Raw genomic sequence first — 25482 nt, forward strand, 5'->3', positions numbered from 1 at the left:
TATGTGATTTATTTACAATTTTGACATTGTGAATTATTATATTGATAAAGATGTAAACGCTAACAAAAAAAGGAGGAAGGATATGACTTTTTATTGGGGAAACAGCGTAAGTAGTATGCAAACAGAAGGTGGTTGGAACGAAGGTGGAAAATCACTTTCTGTATATGATATTCGTCCAGCGACGGAAAATCAAAGTGATTGGCACTTTGCAAATGATAACTATCATCATTTTGAAGAAGATTTAGATTATATCAAAAATCTTGGAATGAACATGTATCGTTTTCAAATTTCATGGTCACGTGTGGTAAAAGATGGTGATGGAGAATTTAATGAGGAAGGACTTAAGTATTACGATCGATTCATTGATGCTTTAATTAATCGTGGTATCGAGCCAATGATTTGTTTATATCATTTTGATATGCCATTACATTTGGCAGAAACCTATAATGGATTCATTAGCAAAGAAGTAAAAGATGCTTTCATCCGTTATGGAAAGAAAATGATTGATCGATATGCTTCAAAGGTGAAGTACTGGTTAACTTTTAATGAACAAAATCTTTATCATGTGGATGAGGCCTTTAAAATTAGTGGTTATTTAAAAGGTGATAATTCTGATAATGATTTATATAAGATTTTACATAATGTTATGGTTTGTCATGCTGAGATTTGTAACTATGTCCATGACACAACAGATGCTCTAATTGGAGGTATGCTAGCCTATAGTGAAGTCTATCCAGCAAGTAGTAAACCTGAAGATATTAAGGCAGCACGTGAATTTGATGAATTTGTAAATTACACTTTATTAGATTGTTATACTAAAGGTAAATATTCAGTGGCACAAATGCAATATGTTAGAAATAATGGAATTGACATGAATATTTTACCAGGAGAGATGGAGGTTATTTCAAAACAAAAAAATGATTTCTTAAGTTTTAGTTATTACGCCTCGTCAACTATAAACAGCGAGTTAATTCCTGAAGGTATAATTCCTAATCGGTATATGGAATATGGAAAACAAGAAAATCCACACATTGGAACAACTGAATGGAAATGGCAAATTGATTCTTTAGGTTTTAGAGATGTGTTGAATAAGATGTATCAACGCTATCGGATTCCTGTTTTTCCAATTGAAAACGGAATAGGAGTTAGAGAAGTTTGGGATGGAGAGAATCCTATAGAAGATGATTACAGAATTGAATACCACCGAGACCATCTAAAAGCAATGTTTGATGCTATGTATGTTGACGGTGTGGAATGTTTAGGATATTTAGGCTGGGGATTAATAGATATTTTAAGTTCTAAAGGGGATATGGAAAAACGGTATGGCTTGGTCTATGTTAATAGGGGGAATCATGATCTGAGGAATATGAAACGTTTCCCTAAAAAATCTTATCAGTGGTTTAAAGACGTTATTAAGTCCAATGGCAAATTAATTTACTCTGAAGTTAAATAAAGGAGGTTAGGAAATGAATTCATCTGGTAATAGTTTATTAGATAGATTTACAGATTTTTCTGTACGCTTAGGAACTCAAGTTCATTTAAAAAGCTTACGTGATGCATTTGCTACGTTAATGCCGGTGTTCATAATTGCCGGTGTAGCGGTACTTGTTAATAATGTTATTTTTCCTTGGCTTTTAAATGGCGAGAAATTAGCACAGCTTCAAGTTTTTGGTAATTCAATTACTAACGGAACATTAAATATTGCTGGCCTTTTAATTGCCCCTATGATTGCCTATTTTCTTTGCTTAAATAAAGATTATCCTGATGCCATTAATGCAACATTTATAGCGACAACATGTTTGGTTATTGTACTTGCAATTAATCATAGTATTGTTCCAATTGGTTCAGAAAAAGCAGTTGATGTAACTGGTGTTGTCTTATTTGACGAGGTGGGCACAAAAGGAATGTTTGCAGGTATCATTTGTGGATTACTGTCAACAGAACTTTTTATTAGACTATCAAGTGCAAAATTTTTAAAAATTAATCTTGGCGATGATGTACCACCAGCAGTTGGTCGTTCATTTAGTACCATGTTACCTGCTCTAATTGTTATGTCTATTTTTGCCATAGTCGCAACAGTTTTAGCTGTCTTTAACACAGACTTAATTAGTATTATATCAACCCTTATTCAAGAACCACTTAGAAAGGTTAATACATCAATACTTGGATTTTTATTAATCTATTCATCAGGAAATTTTCTCTTTACGTTGGGAATTCATCAAACTGTTATTAATGGAACATTGCTAGATCCTTTACTCTTAGTCAATATGAATGAAAATATGCAAGCAGTACAGAGCGGGCAGGAACCAGAAAATATTTTAAACTCCGCTTTTGTTACAGTATTTCCACAAATTGGTGGGACAGGTATGACAATTGGTTTGATTATTGCAGTACTACTTTTTATAAGAAATTATAAACCTTTTAGGGAAGTAGTTAATGTTTCGACAGCGCCGGGGTTGTTTAATATCAATGAACCTATTATCTTTGGTATTCCAATCATTTTTAATTTACCAATGGTAATTCCGTTTGTTTTAAGTCCTATTGTTGGTGCATTAATTGGATATTTTGCGACTGTAATTGGATTTATTGCTCCCCTTTCGGTAATGGTTCCTTGGACGACTCCTCCAATTATTAGTGCATATTTAGCCTCTGGTGGGGATTGGAAAGTTGTCTTAGTACAAGTTGTTGTTATTATTGTTACCGTGCTTATTTATATTCCTTTCCTAAAGATTGCTAAGAATGTAGCTATTAAATCAGCCGAGCTTGAAAATCAATAGTTGATGAGCAGCCTTTTTAAAATTATTGGATAAGGAAATTCTAAAAATTAAATAGAGACTTTTTCCGCAATGCTAAGGAAAAAGTCTCTTTTGATGTTATAAACGATTTCAAATATACTTAAATCATAAGATAAATAAAAAATACTTGGAGGTTATCCTTATGACTAAAGCTTTGATTATCTGTGCTGGAGGCATGTCATCTTCACTCATTGCTAAAAAAACACAAACACTTTTGGCAGAACAAGGCCATGACATTGAAATGAATGCTGTGGGTGTTCCTGAAGGTGGCAAGAAAATCAATGCAGCTGAATATGATTTGTATCTCATAAGTCCGCAAACTAAAATGCATTACAAACAATTTGAAGAAGCAGCTAAAAAAGTTGGGAAACCAATCGTTCAAATCCCACCACAAGCTTATATTCCAATTCCGATGGGAATTGAAAAAATGGCAAAATTGGTTTTGGATAACATCTAATTCCTTGTTATAATAGAGTGACTATTTAATCTAGGAGGATGGCATGCTTAATACCAAAGAAAAAATGATTTTACAATATCTCTATCAACACAGAGGAGATTATTCAACGAGTAAAGTCTTAGCAGATTATCTTTCCTATTCGGACAGAACGATTCGGACTTATATCAAGAAATTATCATCAGATTTATCTGTTGAAGAAACGGGTTTTAGAATTGTTTCTAAACAAGGTTTTGGCTATCAGCTTGAGGTCATCGATGATGATACTTATCATCACTTCCTCATAAAAAATGATTTGGCTTTAGGCCTAGATTATGGTGATATTGAAAATCGTCACAAAGCTATCTTAAACAAATTAATTTTTGAAGAAGAAACAATCTTGTTTGATGATTTAGCAGACCAATTATTTGTCAGTCGTTCTACCTTATCTAGTGACTTTAAAAAAATTCGAAGCCAATTAGCAAAATATCAACTTAGTATTGAGAGTAAACCCTATCGTGGCGTTTATGTTTTGGGCAATGAGCAAGATAAGCGCCATTTTATTATGGATTATTTCTTTGGTGACCAGTTTCAGCAAAACATGTCACATTTTGTTGGTAAAAACATATTGGATTTACCCTTATCCTTGGAAGAGTTAACCATAATGGTTTTGGACGAATGTCGTAACCAAGGTTTGAAATTATCAGATTATGCTATTCAAAACCTAGTGATCCATCTTGGATTAGCTATTCAACGTTTTCAAAAAGGGTTTAATATTTCGCCGATTGATTTGGATCCTGTGAAATACCAAAAAGAGCTAGCTGTGGCTCAGAATATCAACAAGAGACTTTCCAATCGTTTAAAAGAAGTTGAGGTCATCCCTACTGAAGAGACTGCATACATAGCCCTACATCTGATTTCTAAATCTGTTACGGAACAACAGTCATTGAACCTGATGGCAAATCTAAGGCAGGAAGTCAGCCTACATTTGGAAGCATATGATCAGAAAGAAGGCTATGATTTTTCAAACGACATGTCTTTGATTGAAGGATTACTAACTCATTTAGAAATTCTTTTAGAACGATTGACCAATAATATTCATCTAGATAATCCACTTTTGGAGGATATTCAAAAACGATACTTAGATATTTTTAGACTGACAACAGACTTTATGTCAGAACTTCCGTCTTTTCAACCTTATCGTCTATCAGCAGATGAGATTGCTTATGTTGCCCTTCATTTTATGGCATCAATAGAGCGTCAAAAGGAAAAGAATAAATTAAATGTTCTAGTGATTTGTGCAACTGGTTTTGGAAGCGCACAGATGCTTAAAAACAGAATTATCAATGAGTTGGGACAATTGGTCACTATTTCAGATGTTATTGGTTATTATGATTTAACAAATGATAAGTTGAAAAATATTGATGTCATTATATCAACTATTGATTTGTCTAACTTAGTATTTAATATTCCAGTTCAAACGGTGAGTGTCTTTTTATCGGATCAAGAAGTGCTTGAAGCTAAAAAAACTTTCTCTAAACTCAGAGGAAGACATCATCAAAAAACGCTCCAGCAAGAGGATTATCTTATAGGGGAAGACACGCTCTTATCTTCTTTTGATGATTATTTTTCAAAAGAAAACTTCATGGTTTTGGAAAATGCGACAAAGTCAGAAGTTATTTCTAAGCTGATTCAGCGACTCATACCAGATGAGGCCAGTCAGCAAGAAGAATTGGAAGATTTAATAAAAGGACGCGAACGCTTAAGCACTTTAGTATTTGATCAAGATATTGCCGTTCCTCATCCCTTAAAACCAATTTGTGAGAAACATCAAATCGCAGTAGCAGTTGTTAAAAATGGATTGTATTGGGAAGATGGTTTTGAAAATATCAAACTTGTTTTCTTGGTAGCACCATCCATCTATTCAAATGAAGGTTTGAAACCTATTACAAGTCGAATAGTTGATTTGGTTGATTTACCTGATGTCAAAAATGACCTTATTAAGGCAAAGGATTTTGAAACATTTAAAGCTATATTTTTAGATAGTAAAAGGAGTTAATATGAATACAGAAGAATTGCAAATGGCTGCTTTTGGTATCATTCTAAGTAGTGGAAATGCTCGTACAATCGTTCATGAAGCTTTTGCTGCCATGCGCGAAGGATACTATGACAGGGCTGAGCAACTACTTGAAGATGCCAACGCAGACATGCTTGAAGCACACCATGCACAAACAGATCTTTTGCAAGCCTATGCTGGCGGTACAGAAATAAAAATTGAAATCATCATGGTTCACGCACAAGACCACTTAATGACGACCATGACATTACGCGAAGTGGCACTTGAAATGTTGGCTTTGTATAAGAAAGTTGATGCTAAATAAAAGTGAAGGGAGAAAGGTATGACAGATAAAGAAAAAGCAAAGTTAGAGTCATTAAGACAGGAAAATGCCATTAAAAACATGTATTATACCCGTTACTTTTTGATTAGATATGTTGTTACATTTTTCTTCTTTATTAACCTTTATTGGTTATTAATGTTGTACCTGAGCGCTTCATTCAGTGTGATGGCAATACCAATTACTCTCATCGGATTTTCTATCTATGCCATGTGGGAACAGGCTCGGATGTATACTAAGGTACAGAAAAAGGCAAAAGCAACGTCTTTGTTGTTTAAAGTTCAAATTCTTACTAATGGTTTATTAAGTATCTTAATCCTTTTAGGAAAAGGTAACTATTTATTTCCTTTCTTTAGTGAGACAACAAATACTCAACTGTTTCTTATTGCGCTGTTGCTACTAGGTATCTTACTAGCCATCTGGATGTTAAGTAAACTACATCGTATAGATAAAAAAGCAGATAAACAATACCGTCGTATTGAAAATTATTTAGCCACCGTAAAATCGTAACAAACAATATTCACACATCATAAGGAGGAAGATATGAATAAAGTGTTTGAATTCTTAGAAAAATATCTCATGGGTCCCATGAGTATTGTTTCTACCTGGCGTCCTGTTCGCGCCATTGTCGCTGCCGGTATGGCAAGTATCCCGCTTACTATTGTTGGATCAGCATTTTTGGTTCTAAGCGTTATTCCCCAAGCTTTTCCATTAGATTTTATTGCTGATTTATGGGCAGCGACGTTTGATAAATTTGCTGACCTTTATCTCTTAGCATATAAATGTACCATGGGTATCCTTTCACTATACTTTGCTATTGTTATTGGATACGAATATACAAAAATCTACGCTGAAGAAGATGGGCTTGAAATTGATCCAATGAATGGTGCTCTACTTTCTGTGGTTGCCTTCTTTTTGACAATTCCAGAGTTAAAAGTGACTGATGATGCCATCAAAGCATTGCAAGTCAAAGATGCAACAATCAATGGCTGGACTGTTGGTGGGGACAGCTTAACACGTCTTTCCACATCGGGTATGTTTACAGCTATTTTGATGTCAATCCTTGCTGTCCAATTATACAGAATGTGTGTGGCACGTAAATGGGTTATTAAAATGCCAGAAGCTGTTCCAGAAGGTGTGTCACGTTCATTCACAGCTTTGATCCCCGCATTTGTTGTAGCATTCGTTGTTCTTTTGATTAATGGTGTTTTCATTCTTTTAGGTACAGATATTTACAAAGTTATTGCTATTCCATTCGGTTTCGTTACTAATATCGCAAATACATGGCTTGGTATTATGGTTATCTATCTCATCGTTCATGCTTTATGGTTAGTTGGTATCCATGGAGCTAATATTGTTATGGGGCTTGTTAATCCAATTTTGCTTGCTAATATGGCGCAAAACGTTGATGGTGCAAACATTACTTATGCAGGTGAGTTCACTAACTCATATGTAACGATTGGTGGTTCAGGTGCAACTTTGGGACTTTGTTTGTTCATCGCTTTCATGGCAAAATCTGAACAACTTAGCATGCTTGGTAAAGCTTCTATTGGTCCAGCACTCTTCAACATCAATGAACCTCTTGTGTTTGGTTTGCCAATTGTTTATAATCCAACACTTGCTCTTCCATTTATGCTAGCTCCTATGGTTTCAGCTTCAATTGGTTATTGGGCAATTAAACTAGGATTTGTTGCAAAAACTATTATTCAAACCCCATGGCCAACACCAGTTGGGTTAGGTGCTTACGTAGGTTCAGGCGGTAATGTTCCAGCCTTTCTAGTATCACTTCTTTGTGCAGCTGCAGCCTTCGTTGTATGGTTCCCGTTCATTAAAATGTACGATAGTCAACTCCTCAAAGAGGAACGTGAAAATGCTGCTGCAATCAGTGAAGCATAAATAAATGCAATTTAAAATCCTGTTCATTTATGAGCAGGATTTTCTTGAAAATATTAGAAAGAGGAATTGAAATGTCAGAGTTAGGAGTTTCTATTTACCCATCAAAATCTAGTTTTGATGACATGTCTGAATATCTAAAATTGGCGCAAAGTTATGGTTATACAAGAGTCTTTACTTCTATGTTAGAAGTTGCAGAAAATGCTGAAGAGACAGTTGAATCCTTCAAAAAAATCATCGCATTTGGTAATCAATTGGGAATGAAAACGAGTTTAGACGTTAATCCAAAATTATTTAAAGCTTTAGATATTACTTATAATGATTTGTCTTCGTTTGTAGATATGGGCATTTGGTCTTTACGATTAGATGAAGGTTTTACTGGTTATGAAGAAGCAACTATGTCGCATAACCCCTACAATTTAAAAATTGAGCTTAATATTTCACGTGGTCAACACTATATTGATTTGGTCAATGATTTTGGTGCAAATAAAAGAAATTTAATTGGCTCTCATAACTTTTACCCACAGTCTTATACAGGTTTGAATCTTGATTATTTTATCAAAACTGCTAAACAATATCAGTCATATAATTTGTTAACTGCAGCTTTTGTTGATACGGAATCAGGAAAAGTCGGACCATGGCCTGTTTCTAATCTTATGGTTTCTACGGAAGTCCAACGACAGATGTCTATTTTTTCTCAAATTCAACTATTAAAACTAACAGGTGTTATAGATGATATTTTTATTTCATCATCATTAGTATCAGAGGAGGACTTGAAAATTGTTGCTCAAGCATTTCATCAATCACTTCCACAAATTCCAGTTGAAGTGAATCGTGATATTTCGAGCATTGAATCTAAGATACTTTTTGAAGAAATTCATCAGTATAGGGGTGACTATTCCGATTATATGATTCGTTCAAGCCAGCCAAGAGTTAAGTACAAATTGGAAAAAATAGAGCAAGGTGACATTAGTGATATTAAGCGTGGTGATGTTATTATTGGAAATAACTTTGCTGGTCAATATAAAGGGGAACTTCAAGTGGCGCTGAAAGATAGACCGAATGATGGTTCACAAAATATCGTAGCAAAAATCAACACAGATAGTCAAATTCTCTTAGATTTTATGTTGCCGTGGTATCATTTTTTATTAATGAAAATAAAGGATTGATTTCCCACAATAGTATCAGTTTTTCGTATAAAAAGTCTAGTTTTTTAGAGCTAGGCTTTTTATAATATAGGATAATGGAGGTTTTTTATGACGATTAAAATGATTGCTAGCGATATGGACGGAACTTTTTTAGATGATAAGGGAACTTACGATCGTCAGCGTTTTGAAAGTATTTTGGATAGACTTGATGAACGAGGTATTCGCTTTGTAGTAGCAACTGGTAACAATATGGACCGTATTAATATCATGTTTAGAGGACTTTTGGACCGTCTAGATTTTGTGGTGGAAAATGGTGCTCATCTTCTTATCAAAGGCGAAACAATCGACCGTTTTGTCCTTGATCAAGCTGATGTTGTTCAGTTTTTAGAGTATTTCAAAGCGCAATTAGCAGCATATCGTGTGATTTTGGCAGGTACCAAGTATTCCTATATGTTGGAGACGGCAGAATGGGAAATTACGAATCACATGATTTCAGAAGAAGAAGCTCAGGCATTTGTAGATGCCATCGTTCGTGTCGAATCTTTCGATGATATTCCAGAGGATGAAACCATTGTTAAAATGAGTATGATGACAGGAGATGCAGTAGAGGCGGATGCTGTCATGGCTGATTTTAATGCGCATTTTACAGGTAATCTACGTGCTGTGACGTCTGGTTTTGGTACTATTGATATCATTCAAACAGGTGTCCATAAGGCTGCTGGTTTACAAGTTCTCATGGAGCATTATGGTGTTTTTGCGGATGAGCTTATGGCTTTTGGAGATAGTGGCAATGACGTAGAGATGCTACACCTTGCCAATTATTCTTATGCTGTTGCCAATGCACCGCAAATCATCAAACAACACGCCAAGTTTTTAGCTCCTGACCATAAGGATAATGGGGTTTTAGAAGTTATCGAAGACTATTTGGATAGTCACTGACTTAAAATCATAAGATAGTATCGGTTTTGATAGAATATAGTATTAGAAAAGGCTTTCCATTAGTAGTATATTATTCATATCACAAGATTTAAAGGAGTCTAATGATGAGCAAACAATTTCCCAAAGAGTTTTTATGGGGCGGTGCAACAGCTGCCAATCAATACGAAGGAGCCTGGGATCAAGGTGGTCGTGGACCAGCAACCTCAGATACAGCAAGAGCAGTTGCTCCAGAAGACCGTAAGACCATGGGTGGTGAATTTACAACACCCATGAATCACGAACGTTTGGAGTTTGCCTTGACTGATAAAGAAGGCCTTTATCCAAAACGCTGGGGTTCTGATTTTTACCATCGATATAAGGAAGACATTGCTCTCATGGCTGAAATGGGCTTTAAAACCTTCCGACTTTCTATCGCTTGGTCTCGAATTTTCCCAAATGGTGATGAAACAGAGCCAAACGAAGAAGGTTTGGCATTCTATGATGCTGTTTTTGACGAATTGAACAAGCATGGCATTGAGCCCTTAGTCACGCTTTCCCACTATGAATTTCCGATTGGCTTGGTAAAGGCATACGGTGGTTGGAAAAATCGTAAAGTCATTGATTTCTTTGTCCATTATGCGAAAACGGTGTTTAAACGCTATAAAGGCAAAGTCAAATACTGGCTGACCTTTAATGAAATTAATATTCTTGGTTTGACTGGTTATCTATCTGGTGGTTTGCTTTTTGAAGATGGCAAACTCAATCTCCAAGACATGTACCAAGCGGTTCACCACCAGTTTATCGCCTCAAGTTTAGCGACTAAAGTGGGGCATGAGATTGATCCAGACAACCAGATTGGGATGATGTTGGCTCGTATGGAGGCTTACCCTGCAACCTGTCATCCAGACGATATCATGCAATCAATCACTAAAGACCATGAAAATCTTTTCTATGCTGATGTGCAAATTCGTGGCAAATATCCAAGTTATATGAACCGTTTCTTTAAAGAAAACAATATTAACGTGGTCTTTGAGGATGGTGATGAAGACATTCTCAGCCAATACACCGTTGATTTCATGAGTTTTTCATACTATATGTCATCTGTGACCCGCCATCATAACAATCAGACTGAGGAACAGAAAGCCACCGCTGGAAATTTGATCCTTGGAGAAGCCAATCCTTATCTAGAAGCATCTGACTGGGGTTGGCAGATTGACCCTGTGGGACTTCGTGTGTCGCTTAATAAACTCTACGATCGTTATCAAATCCCACTCTTTATCGTTGAAAATGGTCTTGGTGCCCTTGATACCCTTGAGGACGATGGTTCTGTTCACGACCAATACCGTATTGACTATTTGGACAAACACATCAAACAAATGTACGAAGCCATTGAAGATGGTGTTGAACTGATGGGATACACCATGTGGGGCTGTATTGATTTAGTATCAGCTTCAACCTCTGAAATGTCAAAACGTTACGGTTTTGTCTATGTTGACGCAGACGACCAAGGAAACGGCAGCTTTGACCGTTACCGTAAGGATTCTTTCTACTGGTACAAAGAGGTCATTGCAACACAAGGCCAATCCATTTTAGAAGATTAATGCTAGAAAACCAGTTTCATTTGGTTTTTCTTTGAAAGGAAGAGTAATGACTAAACTATATTTAATGCGACATGGGGAAACGCTCTTTAACACTCAAAAACGAGTGCAAGGAGCTTGTGATTCACCTTTGACAGAACTAGGGATTGAACAAGCTAAACTTGCTAAAACTTATTTTGATCAAGAAGGTATCGCTTTTGATGAGGTCTATTCGTCAACGCAAGAGCGGGCGACTGATACTGCTAAACTAGTTTCTGGACGTGAGCAGGTCGCTCAACTGAAAGGCCTTAAAGAGATGAGTTTCGGTCAGTTTGAAGCACAGCCTGAAATGCTCTTGCCAAAGTTCAGAGAAGGAGCAAACTCTTTCGAAGACCTCCTTGTTCCATTTGGTGGTGAGGATATTCGTCAGGTAGGCAAACGTGTTCACCAAGCAGTTGCAAAAGTGATGGCAGCATCAACTGCAGAAAACACATTGATGGTCAGCCACGGAGCAGCCATGTGGGGATTGATTCTTGAACTAGGTATTCAGTTCCCCTCAGGTGTGTACTTCTCAAACTGTGCCATTTGTCAGTTTGAGGTGGCAGAGGATTGCACATTGATCCTAGAAAAAGTTATCCTACCAACTCAAGATTTTAAAACCTATGATTTTTAAGGAGGGCTTATGACTAAAACTATATATTTGATGCGCCATGGGCAGACACGTTTCAATGAGCTTAAACGTATTCAAGGGGTCTGTGATAGTCCTTTGACAGATTTGGGGATTGAGCAGGCGACAAAGGCGCGTGATTATTTTCAAGAGTTAGGGCTAGATTTTACAACTGTTTACTCCTCCACACAAGAGCGTGCAGTTGACACAGCTGAAATTGCCTCAGGTCGCAGTGATATCATTCGTCTCAAAGGCTTGAAAGAGATGGATTTTGGGACTTTTGAGGGACAATCCGAAACCCTTAATCCGCCATTGACACCAGGTATAGGTTACGGCGACTATTTTGTACAGCATGGTGGGGAAGACTCTATGGCGGTGCGCCAAAGAATGGGGGATACCGTGAGAGATTTACTAGCAAAGCATGATGAGGGAGATGTTGTCTTAGCCGTCAGCCACGGTGCGGCTATTGCCCAATTTTACCGTGGTGTTTTAGAACATCCACCCCAAGTTCGCATGAGTAATTGTGCAGTCTTGAAATTCGACGTGGAAGATAATGACTTTAGCTTAGACTATATCTATGATCCTATTAATGAAAGCCTGCTTTATGAGACTAAACAGTAAATTGTCATAGTATAGTATCAGTTTATCTGATAAAACAATCAGTTTTTAAGGTATTGGAATGTTATAATAGAAACAATAAATCATGAAAGAGGTTTCAAAATGACAGAATTAAAAGCTTTTCCAGATGGCTTCTTGTGGGGTGGTGCAACAGCTGCCAACCAAGTTGAAGGTGCCTATGATGTTGATGGACGTGGTTTAGCTAACGTTGACGTGGTACCGATTGGGGAAGATCGCTTCCCAATCATTGCTGGTCAAAAGAAAATGTTTGATTTTGAAGAGGGGTATTTTTACCCAGCAAAAGGCTCTATCGATTTTTACCATAATTATAAAGAAGATATTGCACTTTTTGCGGAAATGGGCTTTAAAACTTATCGTATGTCTATCGGTTGGACACGTATTTTCCCTAAAGGGGATGAGTTGGAGCCAAACGAAGCAGGTCTTCAATTCTATGAAAATGTCTTCAAAGAATTGCGCAAATACGATATCGAACCCTTGGTAACCATCACGCACTTTGATTTTCCTATGCATTTGATTGAAGCATACGGTGGATGGCGCAACCGTAAGGTGATTGAATTCTACGAGCGTCTCTGTAAGGTTATCTTTAACCGCTACAAAGGCTTGGTTAAGTACTGGCTAACTTTCAATGAAATTAACATGATTCTTCATGCACCATTCATGGGAGCAGGATTGTACTTTGAAGAAGGTGAAAACCAAGAACAAGTTAAATATCAGGCAGCTCATCATGAGCTAGTTGCATCAGCCATTGCCACAAAAATTGCCCACGAAGTTGACCCTGAAAACAAAGTGGGATGTATGCTTGCGGCTGGTCAATACTATCCAAACACAGCTCACCCACGTGATTATTGGGCAGCTATGCAAGAAGATCGTGAAAACTATTTCTTCATTGATGTGCAGGCACGTGGAGAATACCCTAACTACGCTAAGAAAAAATTCGAACGCCTTGGCTTAGACATTGAAATGACTGATGAAGACTTGGCGCTTTTGAAAGAACATACCGTTGACTTTGTCTCATTCTCTTACTATTCAAGCCGTGTGGCATCAGGTGACCCTGAAGTCAATGAAAAAACAGCTGGTAACATCTTTGCTTCTATTAAAAACCCATACTTGGAAGCATCTGAATGGGGTTGGCAAATTGACCCGCTTGGCCTTCGCATCACCTTGAATACCATTTGGGATCGTTACCAAAAACCAATGTTTATCGTTGAAAATGGTCTGGGTGCGGTTGATACACCAGATGAGAATGGTTATGTCGAAGACGATTACCGTATCGATTACCTTCGTTCACATATCGAAACCATGAACCAAGCCATCAATGAAGATGGTGTTGAGTTACTAGGTTATACAACATGGGGACCAATCGACCTTGTTTCAGCTGGAACAGGGGAAATGAAAAAACGTTACGGCTTTATCTACGTTGACCGTGATAACCAAGGTAATGGAACACTCAAACGTTCTAAGAAAAAATCATTTGATTGGTATAAGAAAGTCATTGCTTCAAACGGAACAGATATTGACTAATTCTGACAGAAAGATGGAAGACTGGACACTTGAGTCTGGTCTTTCATCATGCAGATCAAAAAAGGTAGGCTTCAACAATCTACCATTTTGTCAGAAAATCATTCCTCTCATTTCCGATGTGCTATATGCCTCAAGGACGTCCTAATGATAATGAACGATACATGGACTCAATTAATCCCTTTAAGAGATAGGGGAAATTTCAAAACATCCATGTTATAATGAAAGAAGATATCATTTTTTCTGAAAGGCTTGCCTGTGTTTCATAATGTTAATCGTTTGAACCAAATCCTATTTTACCTGATTGGGGTCTTCCTGATTGGTCTAGGAATCACCCTCTGTACCAAGGCTTCCTTGGGTGTGTCGCCCGTTGTTTCCTTGGCTTACAATGCTTCCGTTATTTTCAACATTCCTATCGGTATCACTAGTTTTGCAAACTTTGTTCTCTGTATTTTCCTTCAGTTTTTGTTGCTGCGAAAAGAGTTTAACTGTTTTCGTGTCTTGCAAGTGGTGGCTAGTTTTCTGACCAGCTTTGTCATGCAGATTTTTGACGATATCCTAGTGACACCAGAGACTCTTGCGTTGCGCTTTGCTTGGCTTCTTGCCGGGATTGCGGTTATGGGGTGTGGTGCTTCTTTGACTGTTGCTATGCGCTTCATCCCTAATCCTGCCGATGCTCTTGCCCATACCGTTGGCCAAGTAACTGGAAAAGGTTTTGGGACAGGTAAAAACCTCATTGATATTGTCTTTATTAGTTCTTCCTTGATCCTATCCTTGACAACTGGAAAAGGATGGCTTGGTGTTGGTATCGGAACTCTTATTGCTAGTCTGGGAACAGGACGTGTGATTGCAGTATTCTTTCCGATTTTCGAAAAACTGTACGAAACTAAGGTTGAAAAATCATAGAATAGTATTATTATTTCAAAGGATAGTCATGGATTTATGGCTATCTTTTTTCTATACTAAAACATAAGAAAATGATCAAAAAGAAGTGAGGAAAAACATGGTAAAAATAATATTTTTAGATGTTGATGGGACTCTTGTTGACTATGATAATCGTATCCCAGAATCAGCAGTCAAAGCCATTCGCTTGGCGCGTGATAAAGGGCATAAAGTCTATGTCTGTACGGGACGAAGTCGCGCAGAAATGCAGCCAGAGATATGGGACATTGGCATTGATGGCATGATTGGCGGTAACGGCTCTTACGTCGAAGATAATGGAGAAGTGGTTATGCACCAGTTGATTTCTAAGGACGATGCTAAACATATCGTTGACTGGTTGCATAGTCGTGGCTTGGAGTTCTACCTTGAATCCAACAATGGTCTTTTTGCGTCTGAAAATTTCAAAGAAGCCGCTCGTCCAGTTCTTCGTGAATACAGCCTTCGCAAAGGAAAAACTGAAGAAGAAGTCAAAGACCAAGAAGCAGAAGATGCTCTTCATGGTTTGATTTATGGCGGTGAGCTATACCGTGATGACCTTAACAAAGTCAGCTTTATCTTGTCAGACTATCAAGATCACTTGGACTCTATCGAAGAATTTCCCAATCTTGAAGCTCATACTTGGGGAGGTCGGGGCGAAACAGCACTCTTTGGTGACTTAGGCGTTAAAGATATCAATAAAGCCCGTGCGATAGCTGTTCTTTTGAAGCATCTTGGTGCTGAGCAAAAAGACACCATTGCTTTAGGCGATGCTAAGATTGATATTCCTATGTTAGACTATTGTCAAATTGGTGTTTCGATGGGAAATGGTGGTCCTGAAATTCTCAAGATGGCAGATATGGTAACCGATGATGTCGCAGAAGACGGACTTTATAATGCCTTTGAAAAATTAGGGCTATTTGATTAGTCTAAAAACAAAGTTAGTTGCCGTTTAAGTGTTTTAAGATAGTAAACAGTTGTTCCTGAGCTTCAAGTAGTGTCAAATCAGTTTCTAATAACCAATAGCTAATAAATGACGCAACCGCACCTGAAAAGATGTGAATAAATGCTAGATTGATATGATCTGTAAATTGCTGATTTGTTTTGATATTAGCATGGATGAGCATATCACGGAAGGCCAGTGAAAAACTTGCTGGCTGACTTTTCAGTAATTGGTAAATTTTTTCCTGATGTTGATCGACAGCAATTAGGATATTATCTAGAAATTGACGGTTTTCAGAGGCTTGTATGTCTGCAATATTTTCAGCTACAGGTCTACAGGCATCTTCCATAGCCAGTAATATCTCTGTTTGGATTGCTTGGTAGAGATGTTCCTTGGTTTCATAATGTTGATAGAAAGCATTTCTAGAAATGTGTGCGTTTTGACAAATTTCTTTAACTGAAATTTGCCTAAGTTCTTTGGCCATCAAGAGCTTTAAAAAAGCATCTTGTATGGCTTTTTCTGTTTTTTCAAAACGTAAGTCTAGTTTGACCATGACAGTTCTTCCTTTTGTGTAATATAAGTGACAGTAAATTTAAAAGTGTCATTTGACGATTTTAAATGACAGTTGTAATATTTGAAGTATAACAAAGCACAAAGGAGAAATCAAATGGGAAATCGTATTACAGACATTTTAGGTATTGAAAAACCTGTTATTCAAGGCCCGATGGCTTGGTTGACAAATGGTCAATTTGCAGGTGCAGTCAGTGCAGCAGGAGGACTAGGCGTGCTGGGTATTAGTGCAGGACAAAAAGAAGCTGCGACGACAGTAGAAGACACCATTGAAAATATGCGTCGTGAAATTAGGATTGCTCGTCAAATAACAGATAAACCCTTGGGTATCAATGTTGCTCCAGGACATCCACAAACAGACATTTTTACGCAACCGATGCTGGATTTAATGGTCGAAGAAGGGGGTCAAGTTGCTGTTATGGTTGGCACATTTTCGGCAGAATGGACAGCTCGTTTCCATGATAAGGGCATTAAGGTCGTCTTTCGTGCCGACACGCCTACTGTTGAAAATACCGAAGAAGCGATTCAAGGTGGAGTGGATATTATCGTGGCGACAGGATTTGATGAAGGTGGTTCAGTACCGGAAACAATTATTGGCACTTTTTCAATTGTTCCAATGATTGTTGATGCAGCCAAGGGTCGAGTGCCAGTTATGGCTGCCGGTGGCATTACGGATGCCAGAACAGCTCTTGCCGCCTTTGCTTTGGGAGCTGAAGGTCTCTATGTCGGAACTGCATTTCTGATGGCAGAGGAGTCTATCCTTGCCCCTAATATCAAGGAGAAGGTACTCTCTGCGAATGCTTCTGACCTCTTGTTTTATCGAGCAGTACCATTCTATTACCGTTCGCTAAAAGGAGAATTACCAGAGAAACTGTTGCAACTTAGCAATGAAGGAGCAAGTCTCGAAGAAATTCATAAGGCTCAATCTGGTTTTAATGGTATGCGTAATGGTATGCTCTTTGGTGATTTAAGCAAGGGATTCGCTTCTTTTGGTTTGGGCATTTCCATGATTGATAAGATTGAGCCTGTGGCGGTGATTATGGATAAATTGATGAGTGGCATTGAGGAGTTTGTATAAGATGACAGAACAAAAACAACAAAAACAAATGGTATTAGGCTTGGCCATGTTTGGTGCGGCAGGTTTGAATCTAAAATCATGGCGGGATCCAAAAGTCAAATTGTCTGAGTATCCAGACGTTTCAGTGGACATCAGAGCGGCTCAATTGGCTGAAAAAGGGAAATTCCAGTTTATGTTTTTTGGTGATTTTCCAGGTATTAAACAAAGTGATAATGGCGAGATGCAGACTATGGGTATGGATCCACTCTTGATTGCCAGCATTATCAGTAGTCATACCCAACGTATTGGGATGGGTGTGACCCGCGCAACGTCATGGTCAAATCCTTATGATGTGGCAAGGCAGTTTAAAACTCTGGATGCTGTCAGTAAGGGGCGTGCGGCTTGGAATGCTGTCACAGGCGCTAATGGTGTCAGTGCACAAGCTTATGGGGTCAACTTGTCTCCAAGCTTTGACCGCTATGGAAAAGCTTACGAATTTGTGGAGGCAGTGCAACACTTATGGGCAACTTGGGGAGAAGATGCTTTAAAACTTGACCATTCAACCAAAGAATTTTCTGACTATGATCAAGTTAAAAATATCAATGTTAAAGGGGAGTTTATTGAGTTTTCGGGTACCCTACCGATTCCACCCTCCAAGCAGGGACAGCCACTGATTATTCATTCAGGTGGTTCTGATAATAGCATCGCCTTTGCTGGTAAATATGCTGATGTCTTTGTTGGGGAATTGTATACAATCGAGCAAGGTCAAGCTATGCGTCAGGCACTTCGTGATGCGTCAGTTGCTAATGGACGTAAGGCTGATGACATCAAGTTTATTGCTGGTGTTATGCCATTAATGGGTGATACGAAAAAAGACGCTATTGAGCGCCATGCTACGTTTATTGATGGTAAAACACTCTTGCAACGTATTGCTTATATCGGCTATGTTTTAGGAGTTGAGTTTACACCTGCTGATATCGAACAGCCAATCTCTTCTGAGATTTTGGATGCCGTCGAAATCACGCCGTATAGTGACCCCCGAACTGAAAATGTGATTAAAGTAGCACGTGAAGGGTGGACCTTACGTGAGGTTGTTTATCATTCTGTGATTGATTATCATCCAGCAGCTGTTGGGACACCACAAGATATTGCAGATTACATGACTGACTGGTTCGAAGCAGGGGCAGCCGATGGATTCTGGGTCATGCCTGATTCTTATGATATTGATTTACCACGCTTTGTGGACGAAGTGGTACCAATTCTTCAAGAGCGGGGAGTTTTTCATAAGGATTATGAGGGAGAAACCTTGCGGGAGCATTTTGGGTTACCTTATCAGTATGGGGTGAGAGGAGAAGAGTAAGTTATGACTACTGCTATTAGTATTATTGGACAAGGTAAAATGGGGCAAGCCTTAGCAAGGCATTTTGAACAGGCTGGAATTTCTGTACAAATCCTTGGACGAGAACAGGAAGTAGTGCAGGGGAAGTTTGTTGTTTTTGCTGTTCCTTATGAAGATATGATTAGCCTTATCTATCCCAATCAAGAGCATTTTACTGATAAAATTATCATTGACATTAGTAATCCTCTGGACTATAAGACCAAAAAATCCCTATTGGCCTTAGATGAGTCTGTTAGCCTTAAGCTAGCATCGCAATTCCCTGATTTGACCTTTATCAAAGCTTTCAATACTACCTTTACTTCAAGTAGAGTCATTGCTACTGAATCACCTCTGGTCATGATTGCGGGCGATTCGTCGTCAGCTAAAGAGAAGCTTATCACGCTGCTCAATCAATCACATTTTAAAACTATTGATATGGGAAATTTGGATCGAAGCCGTGATTTGGAGGCCTTTGCCCGTGTGCAACTTTCTTTATTAGAAGCAGGTCATATTAAACCTTTAAAGAGTTTTGCTCTATAAACCAATATTTCCTGATAAAGGCAACGGTATTTACAAGAAAAATGAAACTATTTGAGAAAGTAGACAAACCTAGATTTTCATAGAATCTATCCCTACGATGCTCTTCGAAAAATTTAGTATTTTGCGAGCGGAGCGAGCACCTACCGAAACTTTCCGCCGTGATAAAAGTGCCTGAAACATTGGCGTTTCAGGCACTCGGAAACTTTGAGACCCTGGGCTCAAAGTTTAGGTATGGAATCCCATAGGGAGTCGCTGCCGTCCGCTATCACCTAAGGAAAGTTTCACAAAAGACTTTTTCTTCAATTTGACTATTTTTCTATTTTGAAATTAAAGTCAGAAAAAATAGGTTGATACTGAGTGCATTGCAGAAGATAAATACCTCTATATGATAGTCAATATAAATGAGTAGCTATTTAGAGCGACATCAACAACTAATAAAAAAGTTTTAAATGAAAATAGAATATCATATTTTGATGTCAAGTGAATATGAGTAAAAACTCAAGTATCAATGATTCTATATACTATTGAATAATATAAAATCGTTCAATAGTAACATTTTTTGCCGATACCATTCTAAATTATCTTCTATGTATTAAGACATTTTGTATAATCTAATAAAGCCTAAGATCCTTATAGGGGTCCTAGGCTTTTATCGTCTAATGAACTGTTTGAGGCTGTAGATAAGACAAATTTTGCTCTTGGAGTAGAGCAAGTCGAAAGTGATGCTATTGTATCAAAGTTAGTTAAAAAGACTATGTCATAAGTTTTGTTTACAATCGTAGACTGACTAAAAGTCCGGAAAAACCAAGCAGAATAAAAATAAGAGATAAGAATTTTCCAATAAAAACAGAGGTGAAGATCGGACTAGCGAGAAGCAGAAGGCCTAGAATTAGGAAACTTAGTCCTGACAGGAGTGTTGCTTTGCCTATGCCTGCCTGTTGGAGCTGATAACCAGATATCAAGCGAAGGATGCTGACGACCAGAACCCAGTAGGCGATGATAGTGATGACGAGACGGCTAAGAGAGAAGGCTGAACTACCGAGTAGGATGAAACCAAATACGACTGTCACAACTGCTTGAAGGAGCTGCCAGATGTTTCGTCTGGACTGGCTACTACGGAAATAGGTGAGCAGGCTTTGGATTCCCCAGACAAAAATCATGAGAGCCAGTAGCCAGCCGATGGAGGCAATGGCTGAGAGGGGTTGGTTAAAGAGGTAGAAGCCTAGTAAGAGTGACAAGAGGCTAGGGATTAGTGTGATGATTTTCATAGAAAACTCCTTTGTTTCCAGTATTATAGTCAATAAAGGTCAAACTGTCAAAAATCTGCTGTCAAGCTTCCTTTATCGAAAAATGTAAATGCTTGCAAAATCGAGGTATAATCGTTAGGATAGAGTTAGGAGGATAGTTTGATGAAAATGTTGCATACTTGTATCCGAGTGCAAGACTTGGATGCGTCTATTGATTTTTACACGACGGCTTTTCCATTAGAAGAAGTGCGTCGTAAAGACTTTCCAGAACATAAGTTTACGCTTGTTTTCTTGAAAACACCAGATGAATCATTCGAAATTGAATTGACCTATAATTATGACCATGGTCCTTATGAGATTGGTGATGGTTATGGGCATTTGGCTGTTGGTGTTGACAACCTAGAAGAAACGCATGCTCAACACAAGGAAGCAGGTTTTGAGGTCACTGACTTAAAAGGATTGCCGGGACAAAATCCACATTACTACTTTGTCAAAGACCCAGACGGCTACAAGATTGAAGTTATTCGCTTAAAAAAATAGAGTTATCATATTGACAACATTAAAAAACGCTGACCACTAACTACTGAGATTGTCTAATGGTCGGCGATTTTTAATCATATAGTCCTTTGAATTAACTTTCTGGTGGTTAGACTCAGACCTTAAAATCTTATAGGATTTTTAAGGTCTGAAAGTCAGGTTAGTTGACTATAATTATTACAATAACCTAGTTTTATCAAGTCTGAGGTCATTAGAATTGATTGAGTGGCATATTTTTACATTGGCTATCATTGGTATGATTTTTGTTGTTACGAATTTTAATGATCATAACGATCGTTAGCATAAAACGAAGAAGCGTTTGAAGGCCTATAATGCCTGAAAAAATAGGATTTGTCATAACTATTTTATTAATAACAAGATAATCCCATAATCCATGATCGATAGCAGACCATGCGATTTTCCGTGTAAAAAGATAAAGGTAGCCGTAGTAAAGACCGAAAAGGCTTGTTGTTGCTACTTGAACAAGGACTGCTACAGGATTAGCTCCCGCAAAGACATTAATAGAATGGCAGAAACCAAAAATTAGGGCAGAAAAGATTACCGCCTTGTGAACAGAATGTGTCTTCAAAAAATGGGGAAGAAGGGTGCGACGAAAGAGGAATTCTTCACCAAATCCAACCAGTAATGTTCCTATAAAAGATAATATAAAGTTAAGTTGAAACTGAAAATAGTTACCCCAGAAGACCAATAATGTTAGCAATAAGGGGATAAATGAGATCATGAAGTAGGTAATATTTCTCTTAAAAAAGAGCTTTAAAGCTAAGTCGTTGTGGTATCTGTGCAGATATAAGCTAGTCATGGCCACTAGAAGGAGTAGAAAAGGCATCTCAGATATGATAGAACGATCATCGGTATAGGAAATTCCTTTCATATAAAAGGTATAAAAGAAGCTCACTAACATGATAAGGATATAGCTAGCTACTAGGATATAAACATTATTTTTTTTCAAAATGGCTAACCCCTTTATTTGATAAGTCATAGTTTATCAAAATAAAATACAGACTACCTACATCTCATCTGTAGATAGTCTGTTTTTTCTATTCATGATGATTGGTACTAAATCATAAGGATTAAGCCTTTAATGTTAATAAAGCTTGAGTATTTTAGAGACAGAACTTAGATTTGTACCGCTTTATGAATGGTTTCAGCAATTTCTTGACTTGATTCATGATAGTTTGTTTCCATCCATTTATAGATGATTGTTTTAACTGTTAAGACAAAAAGTTCAAAGGCAAATTTTTCTGGAATATCATAACCTTCTTCTAACTGTTTTTCAAGATCAGAGATATCTGAGTTTCTAATAGTTGTTTTAATATATTCGGTGATCGACTCATCGAAATTTGGCAGGTGTTTTTTTAAGGATTGAAAATAGCAACCGTTGGTTTTGATATAGTCCAACATCTCAGTTAAAATAGGGATATTGAACAATAGATTTTTGTTCAAGATGTGATTAATATCGTCGATTGCAGTGTTGATACATTCGTTATTTAGATCATCTATACCACTAAAATAATGGTAAAAGGTTGTACGACTTGTTTGGGCACGATGAACAATATCTGTGATAGTGATTTTCCCTTTGGATTTTTCATTGAGGAGAGAAGCATAGGCAGAGATGATTTTTCTTTTTGTAGGAGTCATAGCGATATTGTCCACCTTGATTTTTGGTTAATTGAAACATATTATAGTCGATTTTTATCAAATTCACAAAGAAAAATGATAATCGATAAGTAAAAATTCGTCTTTTGAGATTCTTTAGAAATCTAGCCTATCTTTTTTATAGATAATGTTATTTTTTCTGACATAAAATCCGTAAAATAATCAAAAAATCAAGAAAAAACTTGACATAAATATTCTGAAAATTTATACTATTTGAGTAAACAAAAAATGTTAAGTCACGAAAGGAAACATCTATGGTATCAGGAAAAGAATATGTTGCTAGTGTTTTTGAAAAAGTAAAAGAGCAAAATGCTCATGAAGAAGAATTTTTACAAGCAGTTGAAGAAGTCTTTCAATCTCTTGTTCCTGTTTTCGACAAATATCCAAAATACGTTGAAGAAAACCTTTTAGAACGCTTGGTAGAGCCGGAACGTATCGTTTCTTTCCGTGTGCCATGGGTTGATGATAAAGGTCAGGTACAAGTGAACCGTGGTTACCGTGTCCAGTTCTCATCTGCCATTGGTCCCTACAAAGGTGGTCTTCGTTTCCACCCATCTGTTAACCAATCTATTGTTAAATTCCTTGGATTTGAACAAATCTTTAAAAACTCATTGACTGGTCAACCGATTGGTGGTGGTAAAGGTGGATCAAATTTTGATCCTAAAGGAAAATCAGACCTTGAAGTCATGCGCTTTACACAAAGCTTTATGACAGAATTACAAAAACACATTGGACCAGATACTGACGTACCTGCTGGAGACATTGGGGTTGGTGGTCGTGAAATTGGCTATATGTTTGGCCAATACAAACGTCTTAATGGCTATGAAAATGGTGTCCTAACAGGTAAAGGTCTTACTTACGGTGGGTCTCTTGCACGTACAGAAGCAACAGGTTACGGTACAGTTTACTTCGCAGAGCAAATGTTAAAAGCTAGAGGTGAAGATTTCACAGGTAAGACAGCTATCGTTTCAGGATCAGGGAATGTAGCTATTTATGCTACAGAAAAATTACATGAACTAGGTGCTAAAGTCATTGCTGTTTCTGATTCATCAGGTTATATTTACCATGGTGATGGCATTGACCTTGACCTTCTTAAAGAGCTTAAAGAAGTGAAACGTGCTCGTATCAGCGAATATGTAGAAACACATCCAGATGCCGTCTTTACACGAGCGGGTGACAGTTCTATCTGGAGCTTGAAAGCTGACCTTGCTTTCCCTTGTGCAACTCAAAATGAGCTCAATGAAGAAGACGCAAAAACGTTAGTTGCCAATGGCGTTATTGCTGTTGCTGAAGGAGCAAATATGCCATCGACTCTAAAAGCTATTGATGTTTTCCATGAAGCAGGTGTTTCCTTTGGACCAGCCAAAGCAGCCAATGCAGGAGGGGTTGCCGTATCAGCGCTTGAAATGGCTCAAAACAGCGGTCGTACAGCCTGGTCATTCGAAGAAGTTGATGAGAAACTCAAAGGTATCATGAAAGATATCTACGATAACTCAGCCGCCGCAGCAAAAGAGTTTGATGCAGAAGGAAATCTGGTAGTTGGTTCAAACATCGCAGGATTTCTCAAAGTAGCAGAGGCGATGTCAGCGCAAGGTGTTGTTTAAAACAAAAAATAGATAAGGTTGGATGTTTCCAACCTTTTTTGACAAAGGAGAACATGATGACAAGACTATACACAGATACTGTTATTTTTGCTATGGATAAGACAAACAAACCAGTTGCAAGAGCCAAGAGTGGAGATCGTGTCACTTTTGAAACCTTGGATTGTTTCTCAAATACGGTAACATCAGAAAAAGATGTGGTTAGTCATATTGACATGGATCAAGTCAATCCAGCGACAGGGCCCTTATTTGTTGAAGGAGCTCAGACAGGTGATACACTAAAGGTGACGATTCACACTATTACTATCGAAGAACAAGGCGTTGTTATTGCCTCGCCAGGTTTTGGACAATTTGCCAATGAGGTGACAGAGGAAGAAACTCTTATCTGCCAAGTTACCAATGATAAGGTTCTATACAAAGGTTTAGGATTACCCCTAAGAAAAATGATTGGCGTCATTGGAACAGCTCCAGCTGGTGAACCAGTCAATACCGGAACGCCGCATGATCATGGTGGTAATATGGATACGACGGCTATTACAGAAGGTTCCATCCTTTATTTACCAGTCAATACAGAAGGAGCTCTTCTAGCTATGGGAGACGTCCATGCGACCATGGGAGATGGCGAAATCATGGGATCAGGCTTAGAAATTCCAGCGGTCATTGAGGTCACTGTCGAAGTGCTTAAAAATTGTGATTACCCTCTGCCAATGGTTGAGACCAAGGACAAGTGGATCACGATTGCCTCTCGCCAGACGATGGAAGATGCGACGAAACTAGCTCTTGACAATATGAACAGCTTTATCCAATCGCAGTCAGATCTGACCTTTAACCAAGCTGGTATGTTGCTATCGCTAGCAGGAGATGTGATTGCCAGCCAGCTTGTAAACCCCAATGTCACCATGAGAGTAGAGTTGCCGAAAGGAATTTTGAAATAGTTGGTTAAAGGGCATAAGAGATTGAGAAATTTGCACAAACATTGGTTTTTCAGAATAAAGCATGATATAATGATTGAAAAAGTTAAATAATAAAG

At 37.9% G+C, this 25482-nt stretch carries 25 protein-coding genes; 21 read left to right on the forward strand and 4 right to left on the reverse strand.

What is annotated here, in order from left to right:
• Positions 1–82: 82 nt before the first annotated feature.
• From C0J00_RS03555 to C0J00_RS03625, 15 genes are all read left to right on the forward strand, one after another.
• On the forward strand, positions 83–1453 hold the full coding sequence (locus tag C0J00_RS03555; protein WP_104967593.1) for a glycoside hydrolase family 1 protein: 1371 nt from the start codon (positions 83–85) through the stop codon (positions 1451–1453).
• A 13-nt stretch (positions 1454–1466) separates the two neighbouring features.
• A complete protein-coding gene (locus C0J00_RS03560) occupies positions 1467–2777 on the forward strand; it encodes a PTS sugar transporter subunit IIC (protein ID WP_104967594.1) in 1311 nt (436 codons plus the stop codon).
• A 160-nt stretch (positions 2778–2937) separates the two neighbouring features.
• The gene (locus tag C0J00_RS03565; protein WP_017769051.1) at positions 2938–3252 is read left to right on the forward strand and encodes a PTS cellobiose transporter subunit IIB; all 315 of its coding nucleotides are present in this window, start codon (positions 2938–2940) and stop codon (positions 3250–3252) included.
• A gap of 43 nt (positions 3253–3295) precedes the next feature.
• Positions 3296–5287, forward strand: coding sequence for a BglG family transcription antiterminator (locus tag C0J00_RS03570; RefSeq protein ID WP_104967595.1), 1992 nt, complete (start codon positions 3296–3298; stop codon positions 5285–5287).
• Position 5288: 1 nt separating this feature from the next.
• On the forward strand, positions 5289–5609 hold the full coding sequence (locus tag C0J00_RS03575; RefSeq protein ID WP_104967596.1) for a PTS cellobiose transporter subunit IIA: 321 nt from the start codon (positions 5289–5291) through the stop codon (positions 5607–5609).
• Between the two features lie 18 nt (positions 5610–5627).
• Positions 5628–6134 carry a hypothetical protein gene (locus C0J00_RS03580; RefSeq protein WP_104967597.1) on the forward strand — a complete coding sequence of 169 codons (507 nt, stop codon included), beginning with the start codon at positions 5628–5630 and terminating at the stop codon, positions 6132–6134.
• Positions 6135–6167: 33 nt separating this feature from the next.
• Complete coding sequence (gene celB / locus C0J00_RS03585; RefSeq protein WP_104967598.1) at positions 6168–7520, forward strand: PTS cellobiose transporter subunit IIC; 1353 nt, start codon at positions 6168–6170, stop codon at positions 7518–7520.
• A gap of 71 nt (positions 7521–7591) precedes the next feature.
• Positions 7592–8686, forward strand: coding sequence for a DUF871 domain-containing protein (locus tag C0J00_RS03590; RefSeq protein WP_104967599.1), 1095 nt, complete (start codon positions 7592–7594; stop codon positions 8684–8686).
• 87 nt (positions 8687–8773) lie between these two features.
• Positions 8774–9604, forward strand: coding sequence for a Cof-type HAD-IIB family hydrolase (locus C0J00_RS03595; RefSeq protein ID WP_104967600.1), 831 nt, complete (start codon positions 8774–8776; stop codon positions 9602–9604).
• Between the two features lie 104 nt (positions 9605–9708).
• Positions 9709–11184, forward strand: coding sequence for a glycoside hydrolase family 1 protein (locus tag C0J00_RS03600; protein ID WP_104967601.1), 1476 nt, complete (start codon positions 9709–9711; stop codon positions 11182–11184).
• A gap of 46 nt (positions 11185–11230) precedes the next feature.
• A complete protein-coding gene (locus C0J00_RS03605; RefSeq protein WP_104967602.1) occupies positions 11231–11833 on the forward strand; it encodes a histidine phosphatase family protein in 603 nt (200 codons plus the stop codon).
• 9 nt (positions 11834–11842) lie between these two features.
• The gene (locus C0J00_RS03610; RefSeq protein WP_104967603.1) at positions 11843–12448 is read left to right on the forward strand and encodes a histidine phosphatase family protein; all 606 of its coding nucleotides are present in this window, start codon (positions 11843–11845) and stop codon (positions 12446–12448) included.
• A 99-nt stretch (positions 12449–12547) separates the two neighbouring features.
• Positions 12548–13987 (forward strand): 6-phospho-beta-glucosidase, encoded by a 1440-nt coding sequence (locus C0J00_RS03615; protein WP_104967604.1) that lies wholly within the window; start codon positions 12548–12550, stop codon positions 13985–13987.
• 255 nt (positions 13988–14242) lie between these two features.
• A complete protein-coding gene (locus tag C0J00_RS03620) occupies positions 14243–14890 on the forward strand; it encodes a YczE/YyaS/YitT family protein (protein ID WP_104967605.1) in 648 nt (215 codons plus the stop codon).
• Between the two features lie 97 nt (positions 14891–14987).
• Positions 14988–15830, forward strand: coding sequence for a Cof-type HAD-IIB family hydrolase (locus tag C0J00_RS03625; protein ID WP_104967606.1), 843 nt, complete (start codon positions 14988–14990; stop codon positions 15828–15830).
• Positions 15831–15843: 13 nt separating this feature from the next.
• On the opposite strand, the gene C0J00_RS03630 is transcribed toward C0J00_RS03625, so the two are convergent.
• Complete coding sequence (locus C0J00_RS03630; RefSeq protein ID WP_104967607.1) at positions 15844–16398, reverse strand: TetR/AcrR family transcriptional regulator; 555 nt, start codon at positions 16396–16398, stop codon at positions 15844–15846.
• Between the two features lie 114 nt (positions 16399–16512).
• Here C0J00_RS03630 and C0J00_RS03635 point away from each other — a divergent pair, with 114 nt between their 5' ends.
• From C0J00_RS03635 to C0J00_RS03645, 3 genes are read left to right on the forward strand one after another with little or no spacing between them, the layout of a single operon-like run.
• Positions 16513–17493, forward strand: coding sequence for an NAD(P)H-dependent flavin oxidoreductase (locus tag C0J00_RS03635; RefSeq protein ID WP_104967608.1), 981 nt, complete (start codon positions 16513–16515; stop codon positions 17491–17493).
• Between the two features lies 1 nt (position 17494).
• The gene (locus tag C0J00_RS03640) at positions 17495–18832 is read left to right on the forward strand and encodes an NtaA/DmoA family FMN-dependent monooxygenase (RefSeq protein WP_104967609.1); all 1338 of its coding nucleotides are present in this window, start codon (positions 17495–17497) and stop codon (positions 18830–18832) included.
• 3 nt (positions 18833–18835) lie between these two features.
• Positions 18836–19390: an NADPH-dependent F420 reductase gene (locus tag C0J00_RS03645; RefSeq protein ID WP_104967610.1), complete on the forward strand. Its 555-nt coding sequence runs from the start codon at positions 18836–18838 to the stop codon at positions 19388–19390.
• A gap of 770 nt (positions 19391–20160) precedes the next feature.
• On the opposite strand, the gene C0J00_RS03650 is transcribed toward C0J00_RS03645, so the two are convergent.
• Positions 20161–20658 (reverse strand): DUF308 domain-containing protein, encoded by a 498-nt coding sequence (locus tag C0J00_RS03650; RefSeq protein ID WP_104967611.1) that lies wholly within the window; start codon positions 20656–20658, stop codon positions 20161–20163.
• A gap of 141 nt (positions 20659–20799) precedes the next feature.
• On the opposite strand from C0J00_RS03650, the gene gloA reads away from it, so the two are divergent.
• Complete coding sequence (gene gloA / locus C0J00_RS03655) at positions 20800–21177, forward strand: lactoylglutathione lyase (protein ID WP_104967612.1); 378 nt, start codon at positions 20800–20802, stop codon at positions 21175–21177.
• Between the two features lie 208 nt (positions 21178–21385).
• On the opposite strand, the gene C0J00_RS03660 is transcribed toward gloA, so the two are convergent.
• Both C0J00_RS03660 and C0J00_RS03665 read right to left on the reverse strand, forming a co-directional pair.
• Entirely contained in the window at positions 21386–22144 is a 759-nt protein-coding gene (locus C0J00_RS03660) for a CPBP family intramembrane glutamic endopeptidase (RefSeq protein WP_233995863.1), read from the reverse strand.
• 167 nt (positions 22145–22311) lie between these two features.
• Complete coding sequence (locus tag C0J00_RS03665; RefSeq protein WP_104967613.1) at positions 22312–22833, reverse strand: TetR/AcrR family transcriptional regulator; 522 nt, start codon at positions 22831–22833, stop codon at positions 22312–22314.
• Positions 22834–23105: 272 nt separating this feature from the next.
• Between C0J00_RS03665 and gdhA the strand changes: the two genes are divergently transcribed.
• Together gdhA and C0J00_RS03675 are read left to right on the forward strand one after the other, a co-directional pair.
• The gene (gdhA, locus tag C0J00_RS03670) at positions 23106–24455 is read left to right on the forward strand and encodes an NADP-specific glutamate dehydrogenase (protein WP_104967614.1); all 1350 of its coding nucleotides are present in this window, start codon (positions 23106–23108) and stop codon (positions 24453–24455) included.
• Positions 24456–24511: 56 nt separating this feature from the next.
• Positions 24512–25387, forward strand: coding sequence for an acetamidase/formamidase family protein (locus C0J00_RS03675; protein WP_104967615.1), 876 nt, complete (start codon positions 24512–24514; stop codon positions 25385–25387).
• Positions 25388–25482 lie beyond the last annotated feature (95 nt).

Source organism: Streptococcus pluranimalium (assembly GCF_002953735.1).
GTDB classification, from domain to species: domain Bacteria; phylum Bacillota; class Bacilli; order Lactobacillales; family Streptococcaceae; genus Streptococcus; species Streptococcus pluranimalium.

Excerpts from the sequence above, each read along its gene's own strand:
- C0J00_RS03610 (WP_104967603.1), top strand. The coding sequence starts at position 11,843 with ATGACTAAAACTATATATTTGATGCGCCATGGGCAGACACGTTTCAAT.
- gdhA (WP_104967614.1), top strand. The coding sequence starts at position 23,106 with ATGGTATCAGGAAAAGAATATGTTGCTAGTGTTTTTGAAAAAGTAAAA.
- C0J00_RS03650 (WP_104967611.1), bottom strand. The coding sequence starts at position 20,658 with ATGAAAATCATCACACTAATCCCTAGCCTCTTGTCACTCTTACTAGGC.
- C0J00_RS03645 (WP_104967610.1), top strand. The coding sequence starts at position 18,836 with ATGACTACTGCTATTAGTATTATTGGACAAGGTAAAATGGGGCAAGCC.
- C0J00_RS03555 (WP_104967593.1), top strand. The coding sequence starts at position 83 with ATGACTTTTTATTGGGGAAACAGCGTAAGTAGTATGCAAACAGAAGGT.
- C0J00_RS03570 (WP_104967595.1), top strand. The coding sequence starts at position 3,296 with ATGCTTAATACCAAAGAAAAAATGATTTTACAATATCTCTATCAACAC.
- C0J00_RS03590 (WP_104967599.1), top strand. The coding sequence starts at position 7,592 with ATGTCAGAGTTAGGAGTTTCTATTTACCCATCAAAATCTAGTTTTGAT.
- celB (WP_104967598.1), top strand. The coding sequence starts at position 6,168 with ATGAATAAAGTGTTTGAATTCTTAGAAAAATATCTCATGGGTCCCATG.
- C0J00_RS03675 (WP_104967615.1), top strand. The coding sequence starts at position 24,512 with ATGACAAGACTATACACAGATACTGTTATTTTTGCTATGGATAAGACA.
- C0J00_RS03595 (WP_104967600.1), top strand. The coding sequence starts at position 8,774 with ATGACGATTAAAATGATTGCTAGCGATATGGACGGAACTTTTTTAGAT.
- C0J00_RS03560 (WP_104967594.1), top strand. The coding sequence starts at position 1,467 with ATGAATTCATCTGGTAATAGTTTATTAGATAGATTTACAGATTTTTCT.
- C0J00_RS03575 (WP_104967596.1), top strand. The coding sequence starts at position 5,289 with ATGAATACAGAAGAATTGCAAATGGCTGCTTTTGGTATCATTCTAAGT.
- C0J00_RS03635 (WP_104967608.1), top strand. The coding sequence starts at position 16,513 with ATGGGAAATCGTATTACAGACATTTTAGGTATTGAAAAACCTGTTATT.
- gloA (WP_104967612.1), top strand. The coding sequence starts at position 20,800 with ATGAAAATGTTGCATACTTGTATCCGAGTGCAAGACTTGGATGCGTCT.
- C0J00_RS03615 (WP_104967604.1), top strand. The coding sequence starts at position 12,548 with ATGACAGAATTAAAAGCTTTTCCAGATGGCTTCTTGTGGGGTGGTGCA.
- C0J00_RS03605 (WP_104967602.1), top strand. The coding sequence starts at position 11,231 with ATGACTAAACTATATTTAATGCGACATGGGGAAACGCTCTTTAACACT.
- C0J00_RS03580 (WP_104967597.1), top strand. The coding sequence starts at position 5,628 with ATGACAGATAAAGAAAAAGCAAAGTTAGAGTCATTAAGACAGGAAAAT.
- C0J00_RS03600 (WP_104967601.1), top strand. The coding sequence starts at position 9,709 with ATGAGCAAACAATTTCCCAAAGAGTTTTTATGGGGCGGTGCAACAGCT.
- C0J00_RS03665 (WP_104967613.1), bottom strand. The coding sequence starts at position 22,833 with ATGACTCCTACAAAAAGAAAAATCATCTCTGCCTATGCTTCTCTCCTC.
- C0J00_RS03640 (WP_104967609.1), top strand. The coding sequence starts at position 17,495 with ATGACAGAACAAAAACAACAAAAACAAATGGTATTAGGCTTGGCCATG.
- C0J00_RS03630 (WP_104967607.1), bottom strand. The coding sequence starts at position 16,398 with ATGGTCAAACTAGACTTACGTTTTGAAAAAACAGAAAAAGCCATACAA.
- C0J00_RS03625 (WP_104967606.1), top strand. The coding sequence starts at position 14,988 with ATGGTAAAAATAATATTTTTAGATGTTGATGGGACTCTTGTTGACTAT.
- C0J00_RS03565 (WP_017769051.1), top strand. The coding sequence starts at position 2,938 with ATGACTAAAGCTTTGATTATCTGTGCTGGAGGCATGTCATCTTCACTC.